This is a genomic window from Shewanella sp. GD04112, assembly GCF_029835735.1.
Lineage (GTDB): Bacteria > Pseudomonadota > Gammaproteobacteria > Enterobacterales > Shewanellaceae > Shewanella.
In genome coordinates, this window is record NZ_JAOEAL010000001.1 from 1,935,989 (window position 1) to 1,952,018 (window position 16,030).

Annotated in this window: 14 protein-coding genes; 8 read left to right on the forward strand and 6 right to left on the reverse strand. The window is 47.1% G+C overall.

All coding sequences use genetic code 11. The features are described 5' to 3' along the window. The first annotated feature begins 237 nt into the window (after window positions 1-237). The 7 genes from N7386_RS08695 to N7386_RS08725 all read left to right on the forward strand — a co-directional run bounded on the left by N7386_RS08695 (window position 238) and on the right by N7386_RS08725 (window position 5,712). Entirely contained in the window at window positions 238-1,209 is a 972-nt protein-coding gene (locus N7386_RS08695) for an adenosylmethionine decarboxylase (RefSeq protein ID WP_086904684.1), read from the forward strand. A 225-nt stretch (window positions 1,210-1,434) separates the two neighbouring features. After that, on the forward strand, window positions 1,435-2,073 hold the full coding sequence (gene pdxH, locus N7386_RS08700; protein ID WP_011622340.1) for a pyridoxamine 5'-phosphate oxidase: 639 nt from the start codon (window positions 1,435-1,437) through the stop codon (window positions 2,071-2,073). Window positions 2,074-2,093: 20 nt separating this feature from the next. Continuing rightward, entirely contained in the window at window positions 2,094-2,546 is a 453-nt protein-coding gene (locus N7386_RS08705; RefSeq protein WP_011622341.1) for a YaiI/YqxD family protein, read from the forward strand. 150 nt (window positions 2,547-2,696) lie between these two features. Next, window positions 2,697-3,272, forward strand: a complete 576-nt coding sequence (locus N7386_RS08710) for a YceI family protein (protein ID WP_086904685.1) — start codon at window positions 2,697-2,699, stop codon at window positions 3,270-3,272. Between the two features lie 160 nt (window positions 3,273-3,432). Continuing rightward, window positions 3,433-3,789 (forward strand): DUF3802 family protein, encoded by a 357-nt coding sequence (locus N7386_RS08715; protein ID WP_086904686.1) that lies wholly within the window; start codon window positions 3,433-3,435, stop codon window positions 3,787-3,789. Window positions 3,790-4,177: 388 nt separating this feature from the next. After that, the gene (locus tag N7386_RS08720; protein ID WP_086904687.1) at window positions 4,178-4,558 is read left to right on the forward strand and encodes an STAS/SEC14 domain-containing protein; all 381 of its coding nucleotides are present in this window, start codon (window positions 4,178-4,180) and stop codon (window positions 4,556-4,558) included. A gap of 188 nt (window positions 4,559-4,746) precedes the next feature. Next, window positions 4,747-5,712: a RimK/LysX family protein gene (locus N7386_RS08725; RefSeq protein WP_086904688.1), complete on the forward strand. Its 966-nt coding sequence runs from the start codon at window positions 4,747-4,749 to the stop codon at window positions 5,710-5,712. A gap of 30 nt (window positions 5,713-5,742) precedes the next feature. Here N7386_RS08725 and N7386_RS08730 read toward each other — a convergent pair whose 3' ends face one another. The 3 genes from N7386_RS08730 to nhaB all read right to left on the reverse strand — a co-directional run bounded on the left by N7386_RS08730 (window position 5,743) and on the right by nhaB (window position 10,743). After that, a complete protein-coding gene (locus N7386_RS08730; RefSeq protein ID WP_279768030.1) occupies window positions 5,743-8,361 on the reverse strand; it encodes a PAS domain-containing protein in 2,619 nt (872 codons plus the stop codon). Window positions 8,362-8,517: 156 nt separating this feature from the next. Next, window positions 8,518-9,045 (reverse strand): disulfide bond formation protein DsbB, encoded by a 528-nt coding sequence (gene dsbB, locus N7386_RS08735; RefSeq protein ID WP_086904690.1) that lies wholly within the window; start codon window positions 9,043-9,045, stop codon window positions 8,518-8,520. Window positions 9,046-9,141: 96 nt separating this feature from the next. Then, window positions 9,142-10,743, reverse strand: a complete 1,602-nt coding sequence (gene nhaB, locus N7386_RS08740) for a sodium/proton antiporter NhaB (RefSeq protein WP_086904691.1) — start codon at window positions 10,741-10,743, stop codon at window positions 9,142-9,144. Window positions 10,744-11,046: 303 nt separating this feature from the next. Between nhaB and fadR the strand changes: the two genes are divergently transcribed. After that, window positions 11,047-11,772 carry a fatty acid metabolism transcriptional regulator FadR gene (fadR, locus tag N7386_RS08745; protein WP_086904692.1) on the forward strand — a complete coding sequence of 242 codons (726 nt, stop codon included), beginning with the start codon at window positions 11,047-11,049 and terminating at the stop codon, window positions 11,770-11,772. Window positions 11,773-11,855: 83 nt separating this feature from the next. On the opposite strand, the gene N7386_RS08750 is transcribed toward fadR, so the two are convergent. The 3 genes from N7386_RS08750 to N7386_RS08760 form a co-directional block, all read right to left on the reverse strand. Continuing rightward, window positions 11,856-13,072 (reverse strand): IS3 family transposase gene (locus N7386_RS08750; RefSeq protein WP_126512964.1). Its coding sequence is split into 2 segments (ribosomal slippage): window positions 11,856-12,724 and window positions 12,724-13,072, totalling 1,218 coding nucleotides; the frame shifts between segments, so codons are not numbered across the junction. Window positions 13,073-13,187: 115 nt separating this feature from the next. Continuing rightward, on the reverse strand, window positions 13,188-14,714 hold the full coding sequence (locus N7386_RS08755; RefSeq protein WP_086904482.1) for a SpoVR family protein: 1,527 nt from the start codon (window positions 14,712-14,714) through the stop codon (window positions 13,188-13,190). 9 nt (window positions 14,715-14,723) lie between these two features. Further along, on the reverse strand, window positions 14,724-15,992 hold the full coding sequence (locus tag N7386_RS08760) for a YeaH/YhbH family protein (RefSeq protein ID WP_086904483.1): 1,269 nt from the start codon (window positions 15,990-15,992) through the stop codon (window positions 14,724-14,726). Window positions 15,993-16,030: the final 38 nt, after the last annotated feature.

Here is a 16,030-nt window from a genome sequence, read left to right on the forward strand (position 1 = left end):
TTTTGTTTTTTATAGCCGGTTGCTTTTTTGCTAGTGGATTGCAAGGCTGTCACCTTGTAAAAGCAAGCTCGGTGGTTTTATTGCGGCGTTAGTCGTGTAAAAATAGCCGCGCGAAATTGATGGGTTACCAGTCTTAACATGCGTGCGTTCACTTAAGTCAGCGTTGCCAGCGAACCATTAATGACTGATATACCAATAGATGCCCACACACAGGGATAAGATGAGGCGAACGGTTTGATGTTTTTTGAAGGCGCGGAAAAAAAGCTTGAGATCAGACTCACTCCCAAGTTGGCGTCATTACGCCAACGAGAGTATGGCTTTTGGTCAACCTTAGTGGCCTGCGCCAATGCGGAAATCCTGTCCACAATCAGTAATCATGCCTGCGATGCCTATCTGCTGAGTGAATCCAGTCTGTTCGTTTGGGATGATAAGATTCTGCTGCTCACCTGTGGTAATAGCACCCTAGTGGATGCCGCCTGCCATTTTATCAACGCCGTAGGCGTGGAGCACATCGCCGCGCTCTGTTATCAGCGCAAGAATGAATACCAAGCTCAGCTACAAAGCACGAGCTTTGCGGACGATATTGCTAAGTTGCGGACTTTGATCCCCGGCAAAGCCTTTCGAGTGGGTCATTTAGACTCACATCATCACTATCTGTTTTGTAGTGACAATCAGTTTTGTACTGGCGATCTGTTTTGTACAGACAGCCAAGTTATGCCCTCAACCGAGACTTGCCTTGAACTGATGATGTACCACATCCGTGGCGAGCTTGCCGATTATCTCAAGCTGCCAACACAAACTGAGCAGGGGATTTATCAACGGCTTGAATTTCAGCAACTCTTTCCCGATTTTCAGTTTGATATGCATTGTTTTCAGCCTGCTGGTTTTTCGTTGAATGCGATACGCGGGACTGACTATGTTACCTTGCATATCACCCCATCTATGGGGCAAGGGGAACATTCCTATGTGAGCTTCGAGACTAATCTCGATTTAGCGACTTACCCCCATCCCGTTGTGGCGCGATTAGTTAATGGATTCTCCCCAACGAGTTGGGACTTGATTGGTTTTGATCAGCACATTCTTACCGAAGGATTCCCCGCTCATCTGTGTCTAGGCCAAGCCATGGTCACCACAGCATCAGGGGGGGAGATAACTTTTAGTCATTATCAACAACTCGAAACCCAAGTATTACAGCCCGAGTTTATGTAGTGGCAAACACTGGTGAGCTCGCCATTGCTGCTTGAGTCCATTTCAGTACTATCTTGTACCATGCTTAAGCGCTGGATAATCAATAAAAAGCTAAGGTTAACGGTCTTGGCTTTTTTATTGACGGCTTAATAACAGAGCAGCGAATTGCGAGTAAGGCATGGTAAACTTGCATTATCAGCGGATTGCACCGATGGCAATCATTGTGCGCTTGTAAAAGGAAAACCTATGACAGATCTCAGTGATATTCGCCGCGAATACACCAAAGGCGGTCTAAGACGCGCCGATTTACCCCAAAATCCCATGCAGCTATTCGAGTTATGGATGACGCAAGCTCGCGATGCCGAGCTGAGCGATCCCACGGCGATGTGTGTTGCCACCGTCGATGAGCATGGTCAGCCCTATCAGCGAATTGTGCTATTAAAGCGCTTCGATGACTCGGGATTTGTGTTCTTCACTAACCTAGGTAGCCGAAAAGCGCAGCAGATCGCAGCCAATAACAAGGTGAGTCTGCATTTTCCCTGGCATCCGATTGAACGCCAAGTATCGATTCTTGGTGAGGCGCAGCCACTCTCTACCGCCGAAGTGCTGAAATACTTTATGACCCGTCCTAAGGATAGCCAGATTGCGGCTTGGGTGTCACAGCAGTCGAGCAAACTGAGCGCGCGACAAGTGCTCGAAGGTAAGTTCTTTGAAATGAAAGCCAAATTTGCCAAGGGTGATGTGCCCTTACCGAGTTTTTGGGGCGGCTACTTAGTCAAACCCTCGAGCATCGAGTTTTGGCAGGGCGGTGAGCACAGGCTGCACGATCGTTTTCTCTACACTCGCCAAGCGGATGAATGGGTCATTGACCGTTTAGCACCTTAATGGTCTTTAGGAGCGTAAGCGTGGGACAGTATAAGATTTGGGTCGATGCCGATGCCTGCCCAAACCCGATTAAAGAGATTTTATTTCGCGCGGCTGAGCGAAAGTCGCTGCCGCTAGTGCTGGTGGCGAACCAAATGCTGCGGGTGCCACCATCGCCTTATATCAGCCAAGTGCGTGTCGGCTCAGGTTTTGATGTGGCAGATCAATACATTGTCGACCATGTTGAGGCTACGCATTTAGTGATCACCGCCGATATCCCGTTGGCGGCGCAAGTGATTGAAAAGGGCGCGCTGGCGCTTAATCCCCGCGGCGAACTCTACACTACGGACAATATTCGCCAAAAACTGACGATGCGCGATTTTATGGAAGACTTACGTTCATCGGGCGTGCATACCGGTGGCCCTGATGCCTTATCGGCGGCGGATAAACAGGCTTTTGCTAATAGTTTAGATAAGTGGCTGGTGCGAGTTTAACGATAGTTAACTAGTCGCTAAACAAGAAAAAGAGTATCTTTAGCGAGACTTAGGTGATCTTTATCACAGATTTTCTAAGGATACGGCGGGGACTTCTGTGTCACAGGGGGACCGCCTTGCCTTAACTCTCACTGATTGAGGATGGATACGATGAAAAAATGGATAGGAATTGCAGCATTATCGACGCTGGTTAGTTTTAGCTGTGCGGCCCAGTGGCAAGTAATGGAGCAGGACTCTCGAGTCAGCTTCGTGTCGGTAAAAAAGGGTGATATCGCTGAGGTTCATCACTTTAAGCAACTCAATGGTGTCCTTAAGGATAATGGTCAATTTGAATTAACCATTCCCCTGATGAGTGTGGCGACCGGTATCGATGTGCGCGATGAGCGTATGCAAAACCTGTTGTTTGAAGTGTCCTTGTATCCCGAGTTGAAGTTAAGCTCGCAGGTGGATACCAAGATGTTGAAAGATCTAGCCGTTGGTGAGACTAAAGTTGCCGACATCGATGGGAAAATTTCCCTCCATGGAAAGCAACAAACGAAAACTTTTTCGGTAATTTTAACCAAAGTATCTGATAATAAACTGATGGTTAGCAGTTTTCAGCCGATAATAGTCAATGCTAACGAGTTCGATTTGGTCTCGGGTGTGGATAAATTGCGTGATATTGCAGGTTTATCTAGTATTAGCCAAGCCGTTCCTGTGTCGTTTGTACTAACCTTAACAAAGTAACAGCGATAAGATTGGTTTAGATCAATACGTCAGCTCTCCTGTTCGCGATATGGTTAGCGAGTGGCTGACGTGTAAATCTTTATATCGACCACTTTAGATGTGGGTTTTGTTTTTTCAGTGTCGCCTTTGGCGATAGATTTTGGTGTGTGAAGGGTAAAAAATGGTCACAGATAAAGACGGTTACATGCATTTGATCCAGTATTTGACTGAGCATCTTGGCTTGTTCGAAACGCCCGATACCCAAAATGTGTCCGACGATACTGTGATGGAGTTGTTCGAAGAGCAATTATCCGCACAGATTATTATGGTCTGCGGCCAAAATCCTTCCCTCTCTTTTGCCGAACGAAACACTATTATCCGTGAGGTCGATGCGATTGTGTACGATCTTGAGGAAATCTTAGCCTCAGTGGCGAATCATAGAGCCACGCCAGAGCAAACGCTGTTTATCACCGAGTTTTCTGGCCTTATTAAGAATTTATTCGATCAAGAAATCTCGAAAATCCAAGTTCATGTGTAATACCTTCGCTTAAGCTTAACCTTAGGATTAACCTCATCTCTTGGGTTAGTCCTATCCGTTAGTTTGTTAGCTAGTTACTTACTTTGTTCGTTATCCCTCATCATTACTTCACTTTTAATGTGTAACTCCAGCCCTGTGGGTTGTTTGGGCACCAGTCGATGCTTTTCGTGTAGGTTTTGAAGGTGTGAAGTAAATGGGGCTTGTCTTATCGCGCAATGCTTACGCAAGTCTTGCGAACCTTACAATCTCATCTCGTCATCACCCGCCATCGCATCAGTTTCCCGCAAGTTTGAGTAAAATAATTCCCACTTTTCAAGCATCTTCATTTACAGGGTATATCTTTACTCTATAGCCGTATTTTCTCGTGCGATATCAAGGGAGATGCATAATGCTAACCATACGTCCAAGCTATGCCGAAGATATGCTGACCATTGTGGTGTCGGGTCAAGTCACCCATGGGGATATCGAAGCCTTACTGCTTCCCGCGATTGAGGCCAAGTTGCAGGATCATGCGAGTCTTCGCTTGTGGTACGAGTTCAGCCCCGACTTTATTGGCATTACCGTGGGCGCACTCTGGGATGATGCTTTACTCAGTGTGTTTCATTTTAGTGATTTCTCGCGGGTGGTGATGATTGCGGACATGCAAAGCCTAGGGGCTATGGTCAATACACTGGCTTTTATGTTGCCCTGCCCGGTGAAGGTTTTTAGTGAACATGAGCGCGCGCTGGCGAAAGCTTGGTTGGACGAAGCGAAAGTGGCAGAGGTGTAACGGCTGTAACCATTGTGTGTTAACTTGTGACTATTCCTTATTTTTTCATTGGCTTAATTGCTGTATTTGACCTCTGCTTAGTGTTTTTCGGCTCTTTTCCTTCGCTTTTGTGCTATCACTAGCCCCTACATCGACCTAGGTGATGGGTCAAAGTGGCTTGTCCGTCATCGTTCAGATAAGGAGTGAGGATGTTACAACATCAGAGTGTCGGTCGCTGCACCACATTATTGCTAGGCGCCATTATCGCAAGTTTGAGCCTTGCAGGTTGCGGTAAAGTCAGTGAAGAGGTGCAAACGCCTGCGCAGAGCGCTGTATCTACTGACACTAAGGCGATTATTGGTCAATCAGAGAAGATGCGCCTATTGGCCGCACAACTGGATTTTCAGGCAAGAATTGATACGGGCGCGGCGAACACCTCATTACATGCCATCGATCTGCAAGTTGAAGGCGGTGCGTCCGACAAGATGCAGGATAACATTGGTAAGACATTGCATTTTACCACCGAAAACGAGGCGGGCGAGCAGCGGCGCTTAGCGGCGAAAATCCTAAAGACCACCACAGTGAATAACGCTCAAGGCAGTGAAGTCCGCTATTTGGTCGAGTTAGACATTGGTTTTGAGGGGCAACACCGTCTGGTTGCCGTTAACCTACGTGACCGAAGCCATATGGATTACAAGTTACTGATCGGCCGTAATTGGTTAGCGGGCCGTTATGTTGTTGATGTGGCCGAGAAACGTCTGATTGGTCCGACAGCGTTAATCAAAGTGAAAGAAGCCGAGTTGACCTTTAAAACGCGCATCGATACGGGGGCGGTTGAAAATTCCCTGCATGCGGTTGATCTCAAGATTGACGATGAAGATCCTACCAATATGGATAACAACATCGGCAAGTGGCTTAATTTCACTACCGAAAATGAGCGTGGTGAGGAAAAGCGGTTAAGGGCACGGATTGTCGATACTTCGCTTATCCGTAACGCGCAGGGGAGTGAAGTGCGTTATATGGTCGAATTGACCTTAGGTGAACCGGTACATGAGTATCCGGTCAAAGTGAATCTTAAGGATCGTAGTCAAATGTCCAATAAACTCTTAATTGGCCGTAACTGGCTACAGGGCCATTATCTGGTGGATGTGACACTTGATAAGTCGAGCGACTAGTTTGTCCCAATGGGCTTGACTTAGCCTTGGCTATACCGCAGCTAATGGCCAGTGGCACTCAATCAGAGTGCCACGATTGAGCTCACTCTCTACCTTAAGCTCGCCATGTAACTCTTCTTTTATCCAAAGGTTAATGCAAGTCAGTGTGCCAATGCATTGGTTTTGTTGCATTTCTTGTTTTAGTTGCTCAAGGTGCGCGACTGATATCCCGACACCATTGTCCTGAAGCTGCATCTGTAATTCGCCGTCTTTCTTTTCAAGCGTTAATGCTAAGGTTCTGTTTTGATTATGCTCTTTAAAGGCATGGTGCAAGGTGTTGTTAATCAGTCGATAGAAAAATTGCAAATATTGCCAAGCATTGCCATCGACTACTAATTGCTCGTCGCACTCTAGCTTGACTTTAACCTGAGTTTTCAACAGTTGTGGCTGCAATAAGCTCAATAATTGATTGATAAACTGAGCTAAATGCAGCGGGCGTATCTCACTATGCTGATCGGTAAACAGCTGCGATATGTGCCTGAGTCTGGCCGCTTGTTGGCTCATCAATTGCACAACTTGGGCTTGGTGGCTGTCATCCTCCTTGGTGCGCACTTGGCAGATCTGTGCGAGGAGTTTGTCCTGCTCTTGCATCATTTGGCTCATGACGTCGGCCAGGAAATTCTGCATCAGTTTCTGACTTTGTTGTTTGCTCAGGTTGAGTTGGATTTGCTGATTGATCTCAGCTTGAATCGCCGCGAGTTGTTCCCTGAGCTGGCTATTTTCTTGCTGTGTGAGTTGGGTCTTGCGCTGCTCATCTTTTAGCTGGGCTAATTGTGATTGCAGCAACTTTTCTTGTTCTTTTTCTTGGCGTTTTTTCAAGTCCACATTAAAGCCAATGGCGCCGACGCCCATGGAATTATCCTCATCGTCGCGAATATCGAATTTACTCATTTGATAAATAACCTCGCCGCGAAGGGAGGGAATGGCTTCTTCGAAATGCAGGGCATCGTGGCTATGGGTGACCCTTTGGTCGTTCTGTTGATACTGTTGGGCGAGTGAGTTTTGGAACCGATCAAAGTCGGTGGCGCCGATGATCTTGCGCCGCTCAATCCCTAAAACCTCGCAGTATTTGTTGTTCACTAAGGTATATCTGCCATTTAAGTCTTTGATGTAAATGATGATGGATGAGAAATCGAGTAAGGATCTTAATTGTTCCTTGCGCTGATTTAACTCCTGCTGAAAATGCTGTTGAGTCAATAATTGCTGCTCAAGGGCGAGATTACTGGCATCTAGACTGGCCATGGCGACTTCAAGTTGTTGGGTGCGGGATAAAAAGCTTTTCGCCAGTAGGCCGACCTCATCGTGCCGCTCCTTGGCTTTTAATTCGATAGAGGCTGAATCATTGCGTTTGAGTGCCTGCACCATCTCCATAATGGGGGCAATAATTAATCTATGTTGCAATAAAAACAGCAGGATAAGGTCGAGCATCTGAATTAACACTAGGGAGAGGCCGACTTTTTCGATCAGTTTTTTGGCCGTGTCCTGTAATGGGGCGATGGGCGTGACGACCAGAATTTTCCAGTAGGTGTGGGGCATTAAAAACACCGACACCAGTGAGGGCCCCTTGAGGATAGGGTCCATAGTCAAGGAGACCGAGGCGATTCGCCTAGGTGTTAAGAACTGGTTTTTGGCATTGTCATTGACGATGGCGGAGAGCATCTGCCGTTCCCCATCGTTGCTTAGACGGGTGAGGTTATCCATTTGCTCTTGGGTAAATACGCGCTCAGCCACGGCTTGTTCGATAAAACTGCGGTCGGCTAAGTGCAGTGCCGAGGCAATGGGGCTAAAGGCCGTCTCGGTTTTTGCCAACTCATCGAAGTCTTGTAGGGCATGGGGGGAATTGTGTGAAGATTGTGGCAGATTGTCACTATTCGGCGAGGCCAAGATTTGGTTTTGATGGTCTAGGGCTATCACGTAGCCACTGACATCGAGCATGGTATTGCGTAGGAGCTGATTGAGTTTTTCAAGGCTGATGTCGGTAGTGGCGGCTCCAATAAACTGATGATCCATCCACATGGCACCCGATGCGGTCACCATAGGCTCATGGGTGGTAGGGTCGACATAGGATTTAGACCAAAATATTTTCCCTACGGGAAAATAGCGGGTCGGCCGATACCATTCTTCGGTGTGGTAGCTTGGAAAACTATCATCGTTATAGCTATTGATGGCGACTAATTCGCCGTGAATATTGTGCGACCAAAATAAGCTGTCACGAAACTTTTGCCGGTCAAATGCCCCTGGCTCGGGCCAAATCCCGCCACCAGAAATAATCGCCTTTTGATTTTCAATCGAGAGTAATACCGGAATGCTCTTACTGAGCTGCTCGGGTTCGTAACGGTATAGCATGGCGATTTGACTGATGGCATTGACCTGATTCTCCACTTGGGAGGTCATTTCCTGCAATTTAGCAATGATGATTTGGCCATGGTTTTGATTGAGCAGGGTTTGCTGCTCGCTGATCTGTTGGGTCTGAATGTTCAGAATGACCCACGCCGTACTGAAGATCAGTATGCTGGCGATCAGCAGTTGGATCAGGCTGAGTTTAAACGGCAGGCTCTTTTGCCAGTGGGTTAACGGTGCTTGAGGCTCAATGAGAGGCCGTTTATCCATGTTCTACGCGTTCCAAATGCCGTTATCATGGAGCCAGTTTAGCGTTTTTTGGTCTATTTGCCATTGGCTTAAATCAAAGTTCACTGAGTGTTTTCGGCGAGAAAGATTGACAGCTATAGCTAAAAATAAGGCAGACCTTAGTCTGCCTTAGGAAGATTATTTGTAGAGCGATGGTTTATTCGAGCCGCTCAAGATGGGCACAATAAACAGTAACAGTGCGACCAGATAACCACTAAAGGCTACCACCATCCACTCGGCCATGGTGACGCCCATAAACTGCCATGGCACATCGGTACACATTCCCGTTGGCAACATCACGGATGGGAACCATTCATGGAGTGGCATCCAAGCTGGAAATTCGGGTAAAAATGAGCAAGTCGAGAAGGGCGAAGGGTTATTCTGCATATCGACTAAGGCTAACGCCAGTTTTAGTCCCCAGGTTGCGCTGACGGCCCAGCCAAGGGCGCCTAAAATGCGAACGATGCGGTACTTAGGCGCTGTCATACCTATCAGTCCTGCCGCCAAAATGCCAAATACGGCCAGTCGCTGGTAAATACACATGACGCAGGGATCTAACTTCATCACGTATTGGAAATACAAGGCGGCCGCTTCGAGGGCAATCGCAGAGCCGGTGAGAATGAACCAAGATGCGCGGGAATGGGCAAAGCGAGTGAGTGCTGTCAAAAGTGAACTCCATATCAACAAAAAAACGCCCTCGAAAGTAGGGCGTTTTTTTGACTGTACTTAACTCATAAAGTTCAGTCAACTCCGATATTTATGTTAGTGACCTGTCGCAGGCGCTAACGCTTCTTTAACACTGTGATGCAGTATCGCATGGGAGTCGTAGAAGTACTGGGTCATCTGCTCTAAGAAGCCCGATTCGATTGCCATCACACCCACAATCGATAACACGATAGTGTAAGGCAATGCCATCCACACCATTCTGCCGTAGGATAAACGGATCAACGGGGCAAGGGCTGAGGTCAATAAGAACAGGAACGCGGCTTGACCGTTTGGTGTCGCCACCGAAGGTAAGTTAGTACCAGTGTTAATCGCAACCGCTAACAGGTCGAATTGATCGCGGGTAATTTGACCGTTAATCAATGCGGCTTTGACTTCGTTAATGTAAACCGTGCCCACAAACACGTTATCACTGACCATAGAGAGCAACCCGTTAGCGATATAGAAGATCACTAATTGGGTGTTACCTTCATGGTTCAGTGCCCATTGGATCACTGGGCCAAAAAGTTGTTGGTCGATAATCACGGCCACAACTGCAAAGAACACCGCTAACAACGCCGTAAAGGGCAGGGCTTCTTCGAAGGCTTTACCCAGCGCATGCTCATCGGTAATACCGTTAAAGGCTGTGGTTAAGATGATCACAGACAGACCAATCAAGCCCACAGACGCTAAGTGCAGCGCCAGACCCGCAATCAACCAAACACCGACAAAGGCTTGGATAACCAGCTTCATCTTGTCTTTATTGGTACGACGGGCATCTTCATAGGCGGCGTAATCACACAGGATTTTATGTACCGCATCAGGTAGCTGAGCACCATAACCAAACCAACGGAATTTTTCGACCACAAAACAGGTGAGGATACCCGCGAACAACACGGGCACAGTCACAGGTGACATGCGGATCGCAAATTCGCCAAATTGCCAGTTTGCTTGGGCAGCAATGATTAAGTTTTGTGGTTCCCCCACCATAGTACACACGCCGCCTAATGCGGTACCGACACCAGCGTGCATCAATAGGTTACGTAGGAAACCACGGAAAGACTCGAGCTCGTCTTCATTGAGTTGGTTTTCACCATCGTCATTTTTGCCTTCGGAGGTATGGTCATGATCGGCCGAGAAATCTTTACCTGAAGCAACTTTGTGATAGATAGAGTAAAAACCGACTGCCACGGTAATAATCACGGCGATAACGGTTAAAGCATCTAAGAAGGCGGATAAGAAGGCAGAAGCCAGACAGAACAGCAAAGACACTAAGATTTTCGAGCGCACTTTAGTGATCATCTTAGTGAACACGAACAGCAGCAGCTGTTTCATGAAGTAAATACCGGCCACCATAAACACCAGCAGTAACAATACTTCAAGGTTCGCTTCAATTTCGTGCAGTACTTGGCTGGCAGAGGTCATCCCGATGGCGACAGCTTCAATCGCTAATAAACCACCGGGTTGTAATGGGTAGCATTTCAGCGCCATTGCCAAGGTAAAAATAAACTCAAGCACTAATACCCAACCAGCCACAAAGGGGCTGACATAGAAAAAGAGTATTGGATTGATTATTAAAAACGACAGTATTGCGATCTTGTACCACTTAGGAGAATTCCCTAAGAAGTTCCCAATAAACGCCTGACTCATTGTCATCGGCATGGCATCCTCTCTTCTAATTATCTTTTAAAATTGCACAGGTTATTGTTTCTGGCATTTGTTTTAGAAAATCAGTCTAGCCTAAAGAGAATGCTAATGTAACGAGATACTGAAACCCAGATTTCAAAAAGCGGAGCTAATCGGCAAAATTGGCACAATTGCTGTTGATTAATGTCGTTTTTTTGAACATTTCTGTGACAATTGTACGGTGATTTTAAGGTGAGCCTCAGTCAATGGTTTCCATTTTTTACCGCTCTGGTATGATCAGTGACCATTATAAAGCACAACAACTGGAAAAGTGGGCTGATGATTATCAATGCCAAAGGACCTGCAAGTTTTGCAGAGAAGTATATTGTAAGATCGATTTGGGAAAATAAGTTTCCCCCAGGGTCCATTTTACCGGCTGAACGTGAGCTTTCTGAATTAATTGGCGTAACACGCACCACCCTGCGTGAAGTGCTGCAACGCTTAGCCCGTGATGGTTGGTTAAAAATTCAACATGGCAAACCGACTCGGGTGAACAATTTTTGGGAAACCTCGGGCCTTAACATTCTTGAGACCATAGCGGATCTCAACCCAGAAGGCTTCCCTGTGCTGGTGGACCAATTGCTGTCGGCTCGCACCAATGTGAGCGCGATTTATTTTCGCGGTGCACTGCGTAACAGCCCAGATACAGCGGTGGAAGTCCTCGGACAAATTCACCAATTAGAAGATACGGCCGAATCCTTCGCCGAGTATGACTACCTGTTGCACCACACCTTAGCCTTTTCTTCAGGCAATCCGCTGTACGTGTTGATCTTAAATGGCTTTAAAGGTTTGTATAGTCGAGTCGGTCGTTACTATTTCAGTAGCCCTGAAGCGCGCCAGTTAGCGCTAAACTTCTATAAAGAACTCGAAATATTAGCCAAAGCTAAAAACTATATCGATGTGCCCGCATTAATGCGTACCTACGGTATTAACAGCGGCAAAATGTGGTTGCAGTTGCGTGACGATATGCCAACCTCGATTGCCCAGCAGGACGGCAATGCTTAAGCTTTGATTCGAAGCTTACATGTGGCAAGTGGTCTGTTTTAAGTCGGTGTCTCGTCCTGAAATAAGTTGACACTTATTTCCACCTAAAACGCTCGATGAACCTCATCGGGCGTTTTGTATTTTAAGGCCAAATGTGGCCGCCGTTGATTATAGATGGCAACCGCTTCTGTCACCATTTGTCGCGCCTCCTCCAGCGTTGCGGGCTTATGTGTTAAAAACTCCTGCTTCAAGATGCCATTCACTCGCTCTGCTAAGGCATTTTGATAGCAGTCATATCCATCGGTCATTGAGCATGTCACGCCATGATGTGCGTGAACCGCTTGATACGCGTTTGAGCAGCACTGTATCCCTCGGTCTGAGTGGTGTATCAGCGGTTTACTTTTATCTTGTCGCTGCTTCAGCGCCCGTTTGTAGGCCGTTAGCACCCCGTCTGTTTTTAGATTATCATCAACATGATAACCCACAATTTTTCGTGACCAGGCATCGGTCACCAAGCTTAAATAGGCTTCATTATCTTGCAGTGGCAGATAGGTAATATCAGCCACCCAGACTTGCTCTGAGCGGCTGATGTCCACTTGCTGCTCGCTGGGCTTAAGCAAGTTGGGATGACACCTAAATCGATGATGGCTGTTGGTCGTTTTATGGTACGCCCGTTTCGGCGTAACCAACAAACGATGCGCCCTAAGACAGCGAAATAACCGGTCTCGTCCTATCACTATTTGATGCATTTTGTTCAATAAATACTGCATTTTACGCGTACCGACTCGCGGTTGAAATAACCGCTCATACTGCACCGTTTGCACCACCTGTCGTTCCCTTTGCTCCCATTCTGTTTGCCGCTGACATTGCTGATAATACGCCTGACGACTGATGCCAAGATAGCGACAGCATTGGGTGACGCGATAACCTATGGCCGTTTTTTCCTGGAGCGTTTCGCGTGTGGCTTTTTTACGACGGATATCCCGTAGTCAGTTCTGAGTTTTTCGACAATGGCTTCGAAGAACGCCGCTTTCATGCGGGTATCTTCCAGTTCGGCTTCGAGGGCTTTTATCTTTTGCTCGGGGGTGAGCTCGGTGGGTTCAGTCATCAACTGTCCTCGCATTGATGTAGACGGTGTCCCTTGGGACCAATCCAGTTTGCCGTGCTTGCGTAACCACACTAACACGGTGGAGCAACCTTGAATACCGTACTTGTCTTGCGCCTGTTTATAGGTCAGTTCGCCTTTTTCCACTTGGTCGACAACCGCCAATTTAAAAGCGAGGGAATAATCACGTTGAGTTCGTTTAATTGTTGAAGTCATTACACTCTCCAAAATGAGTTTGAAAAGTGTCAACGCTATTTAGGACGGGTCACGGGTTAAATAAAAAGCCGTTTCATTGAGAAACGGCTTTTTTGTTTTTTGATCAAACTGATATTTAGTCGGCCTTGGGTTGCTCAGGGCAGGACGCTAACAAGGTCACGCTGGTATCGGCATTTAACTGCTCAAGGCTGACGGTAAAGCCCCAGAGTCGATGCAGATGCTTTAACACTTCCTTATAGGTGCTGGCGAGCGGGATATCATTACTGGGGACATACCTTAAAGTTAAGGAGCGGTCGCCGTTTATCTCAACGTTATGTACTTGAATATTAGGCTCAATATTTGACAAATTGTACTGCTGCGAGAGTAGATTGCGAATGTCTTGATAACCCTGCTCATCGTGAATGGCCGACACGGACAGATAATTACGTTTCTCATCATCGTGGATGCCAAACAGTTTGAACTGACGGATCACCCTCGGCGACAGATATTGGCTGATAAAACTTTCATCCTTAAAGTTTTGCATCGCAAAATGTAAGGTATCGAGCCAATTACTGCCCGCTATGTCCGGAAACCAGACTTTGTCTTCCTCAGTTGGATTCTCACACATGCGCCGAATATCGGTAAACATCGCAAACCCGAGGGCATAAGGGTTGATACCGCTGTAGTAACGGCTGTTATATTCGGGTTGGGCGACAACGCCAGTATGGCTCTGCAAAAACTCCATCATAAAGCGGTCAGTGACCACGCCATCATCATATAGATGATTCAAAATGGTGTAATGCCAGAAGGTTGCCCAGCCTTCATTCATCACTTGTGTTTGTTTTTGCGGATAAAAATACTGCGCCATCTTACGCACGATACGGATAATTTCCCGCTGCCATGACTCCAGCAATGGCGCATTTTTTTCAATAAAATACAGAATATTTTCCTGCGGCTCGGCGGGGAAACGGCGCTTAGTGGTCGACGGTTGCTGCTGTTGATGGGTGGGAATAGTGCGCCACAAATCGTTCACTTGGCTTTGCAGGTAGGCCTCGCGATCTTTTTGCCTCGCCTGTTCTTCCCTAAAGGAGATTTCCGATGGGCGTTTATAGCGGTCGACACCATAATTCATCAGAGCGTGGCAAGAGTCGATGATGCTTTCAACTTGCTCGACACCGTATTTTTGCTCGCAATCACTGATGTAGTTTTTGGCAAACACTAAGTAATCGATAATCGAACTTGCATCCGTCCATGTCTTAAATAAGTAATTATTTTTAAAGAAACTATTATGGCCAAAACAGGCATGGGCCATCACCAATGCCTGCATGGTGATGGTGTTTTCTTCCATTAAATAAGCGATACAAGGGTTGGAGTTAATCACAATTTCGTAGGCGAGCCCCATTTGCCCACGCTTGTAGCCCTGTTCGGTTTCGATAAAACGTTTGCCGAAGGACCAATGGGTATAGCCAATGGGCATACCAATGCCGGCATAGGCATCCATCATCTGTTCGGCGGTGATGATTTCGATTTGATTGGGATAGGCGTTCAATTTGTAAATGGCCGCCACCCGCTCAATCTCTTTTAGATAACTTTGTAACAGCTCAAAGCTCCAGTCGGGACCGTCACTCAAGGCTGTACGTGTTTTTGCTTCTTTTATCCCCATAGAGCCCCCTTAAACCGCCTGCTTTTTAAATAATTCTCTAAATACAGGGTAGATATCTTCGGCTTGACGAATATGTTGCACCGCTATGTTGTCGTAGTGTTGTTGTAGGGATTCGTATTCGCGCCACAGGGTTTGGTGCGCACGATTGGTGATTTCGATATAGCTAAAATAGCGCACTAGCGGCAGGATTTTTTGCTCCAATAATTGTCGACAGGTGGGAGAGTCATCGGCCCAGTTATCACCGTCAGAGGCTTGTGCAGCATAGATATTCCACTCATCGGCAGGGTAGCGAGCCTGCTGAATTTCGTGCATTAATTTCAATGCACTTGAGACAATCGTGCCGCCGGTTTCTTGGGAGTAGAAGAACTCATGTTCGTCCACTTCCTTCGCTTGGGTATGGTGGCGGATATAGACCACCTCGAGGTTTTTGTAGGTACGGGTGAGAAACAAGTACAGCAAGATATAGAAACGTTTCGCCATATCTTTTGTTGCTTGGTCCATCGAGCCTGAGACGTCCATTAAGCAGAACATGACCGCTTGGCTTGAGGGCACCTCGCGCCTTGCAAAGTTGTTGAAACGTAAGTCAAAGGTATCGATAAAGGGAACTTTAGCAATCTTCTGCTTGAGCGCCTCGATTTGGGCTTTCAAATCCAAAATCAGCTCGGCTTTAGTGCCTGGAATATTTTCAAGCTCTGCCAGTTCCAGCTCTAACTCTTTGAGCAATTTCTTTTTACTTGCCGACATGGCAATGCGGCGCGCCAAGGAGGAACGCAGTGAGCGCACAATATTGATATTGGCTGGTACACCATCATTGGTGAAACCCGCACGGTAGATTTGATACTCGACGAGCTTGTTTAAGCGATTCTTCTGCAGATTCGGCAGTTCTAAATCCTCAAAGAGCAGCTCTAGGTATTCATCCTTTGAGATTTCAAACACAAAGTCGTCATTCCCTTCGCCCGAATCCGAGGCATCGCCTTTACCCGCACCGCCGCCAGCGCCACCTTGGGGTCTGTCGATTTTATCGCCACGGGTGAATTGATCATTGCCTGGGTGGACTCTGTCTCTTACGCCTCCTTTGCCCTGATGGAACATAGGTTCACTGATATCCCGTGTGGGAATACTGATTTTTTCGCCTTTATCTACATCCGTTACACTGCGACGCGTGACGGCATCGCTGACGGCTTTTTTGATTTGTTGCTTATATCGGTTGATAAAGCGTTGGCGGTTGACTGTGCTTTTTCCTTTCGCATTCAACCGTCTATCGATAAAGTTCGCCATACGCACCTCCCAAACCCCAGCGAAGGCTTTGGCAACAC

Bases quoted from the DNA above. Each gene is read 5' to 3' on its own strand.
- N7386_RS08760 (WP_086904483.1), bottom strand. From the start codon at position 15,992: ATGGCGAACTTTATCGATAGACGGTTGAATGCGAAAGGAAAAAGCACA.
- N7386_RS08720 (WP_086904687.1), top strand. From the start codon at position 4,178: ATGCTAACCATACGTCCAAGCTATGCCGAAGATATGCTGACCATTGTG.
- nhaB (WP_086904691.1), bottom strand. From the start codon at position 10,743: ATGCCGATGACAATGAGTCAGGCGTTTATTGGGAACTTCTTAGGGAAT.
- N7386_RS08710 (WP_086904685.1), top strand. From the start codon at position 2,697: ATGAAAAAATGGATAGGAATTGCAGCATTATCGACGCTGGTTAGTTTT.
- pdxH (WP_011622340.1), top strand. From the start codon at position 1,435: ATGACAGATCTCAGTGATATTCGCCGCGAATACACCAAAGGCGGTCTA.
- N7386_RS08725 (WP_086904688.1), top strand. From the start codon at position 4,747: ATGTTACAACATCAGAGTGTCGGTCGCTGCACCACATTATTGCTAGGC.
- N7386_RS08755 (WP_086904482.1), bottom strand. From the start codon at position 14,714: ATGGGGATAAAAGAAGCAAAAACACGTACAGCCTTGAGTGACGGTCCC.
- N7386_RS08730 (WP_279768030.1), bottom strand. From the start codon at position 8,361: ATGGATAAACGGCCTCTCATTGAGCCTCAAGCACCGTTAACCCACTGG.
- N7386_RS08695 (WP_086904684.1), top strand. From the start codon at position 238: ATGTTTTTTGAAGGCGCGGAAAAAAAGCTTGAGATCAGACTCACTCCC.
- fadR (WP_086904692.1), top strand. From the start codon at position 11,047: ATGATTATCAATGCCAAAGGACCTGCAAGTTTTGCAGAGAAGTATATT.
- N7386_RS08715 (WP_086904686.1), top strand. From the start codon at position 3,433: ATGGTCACAGATAAAGACGGTTACATGCATTTGATCCAGTATTTGACT.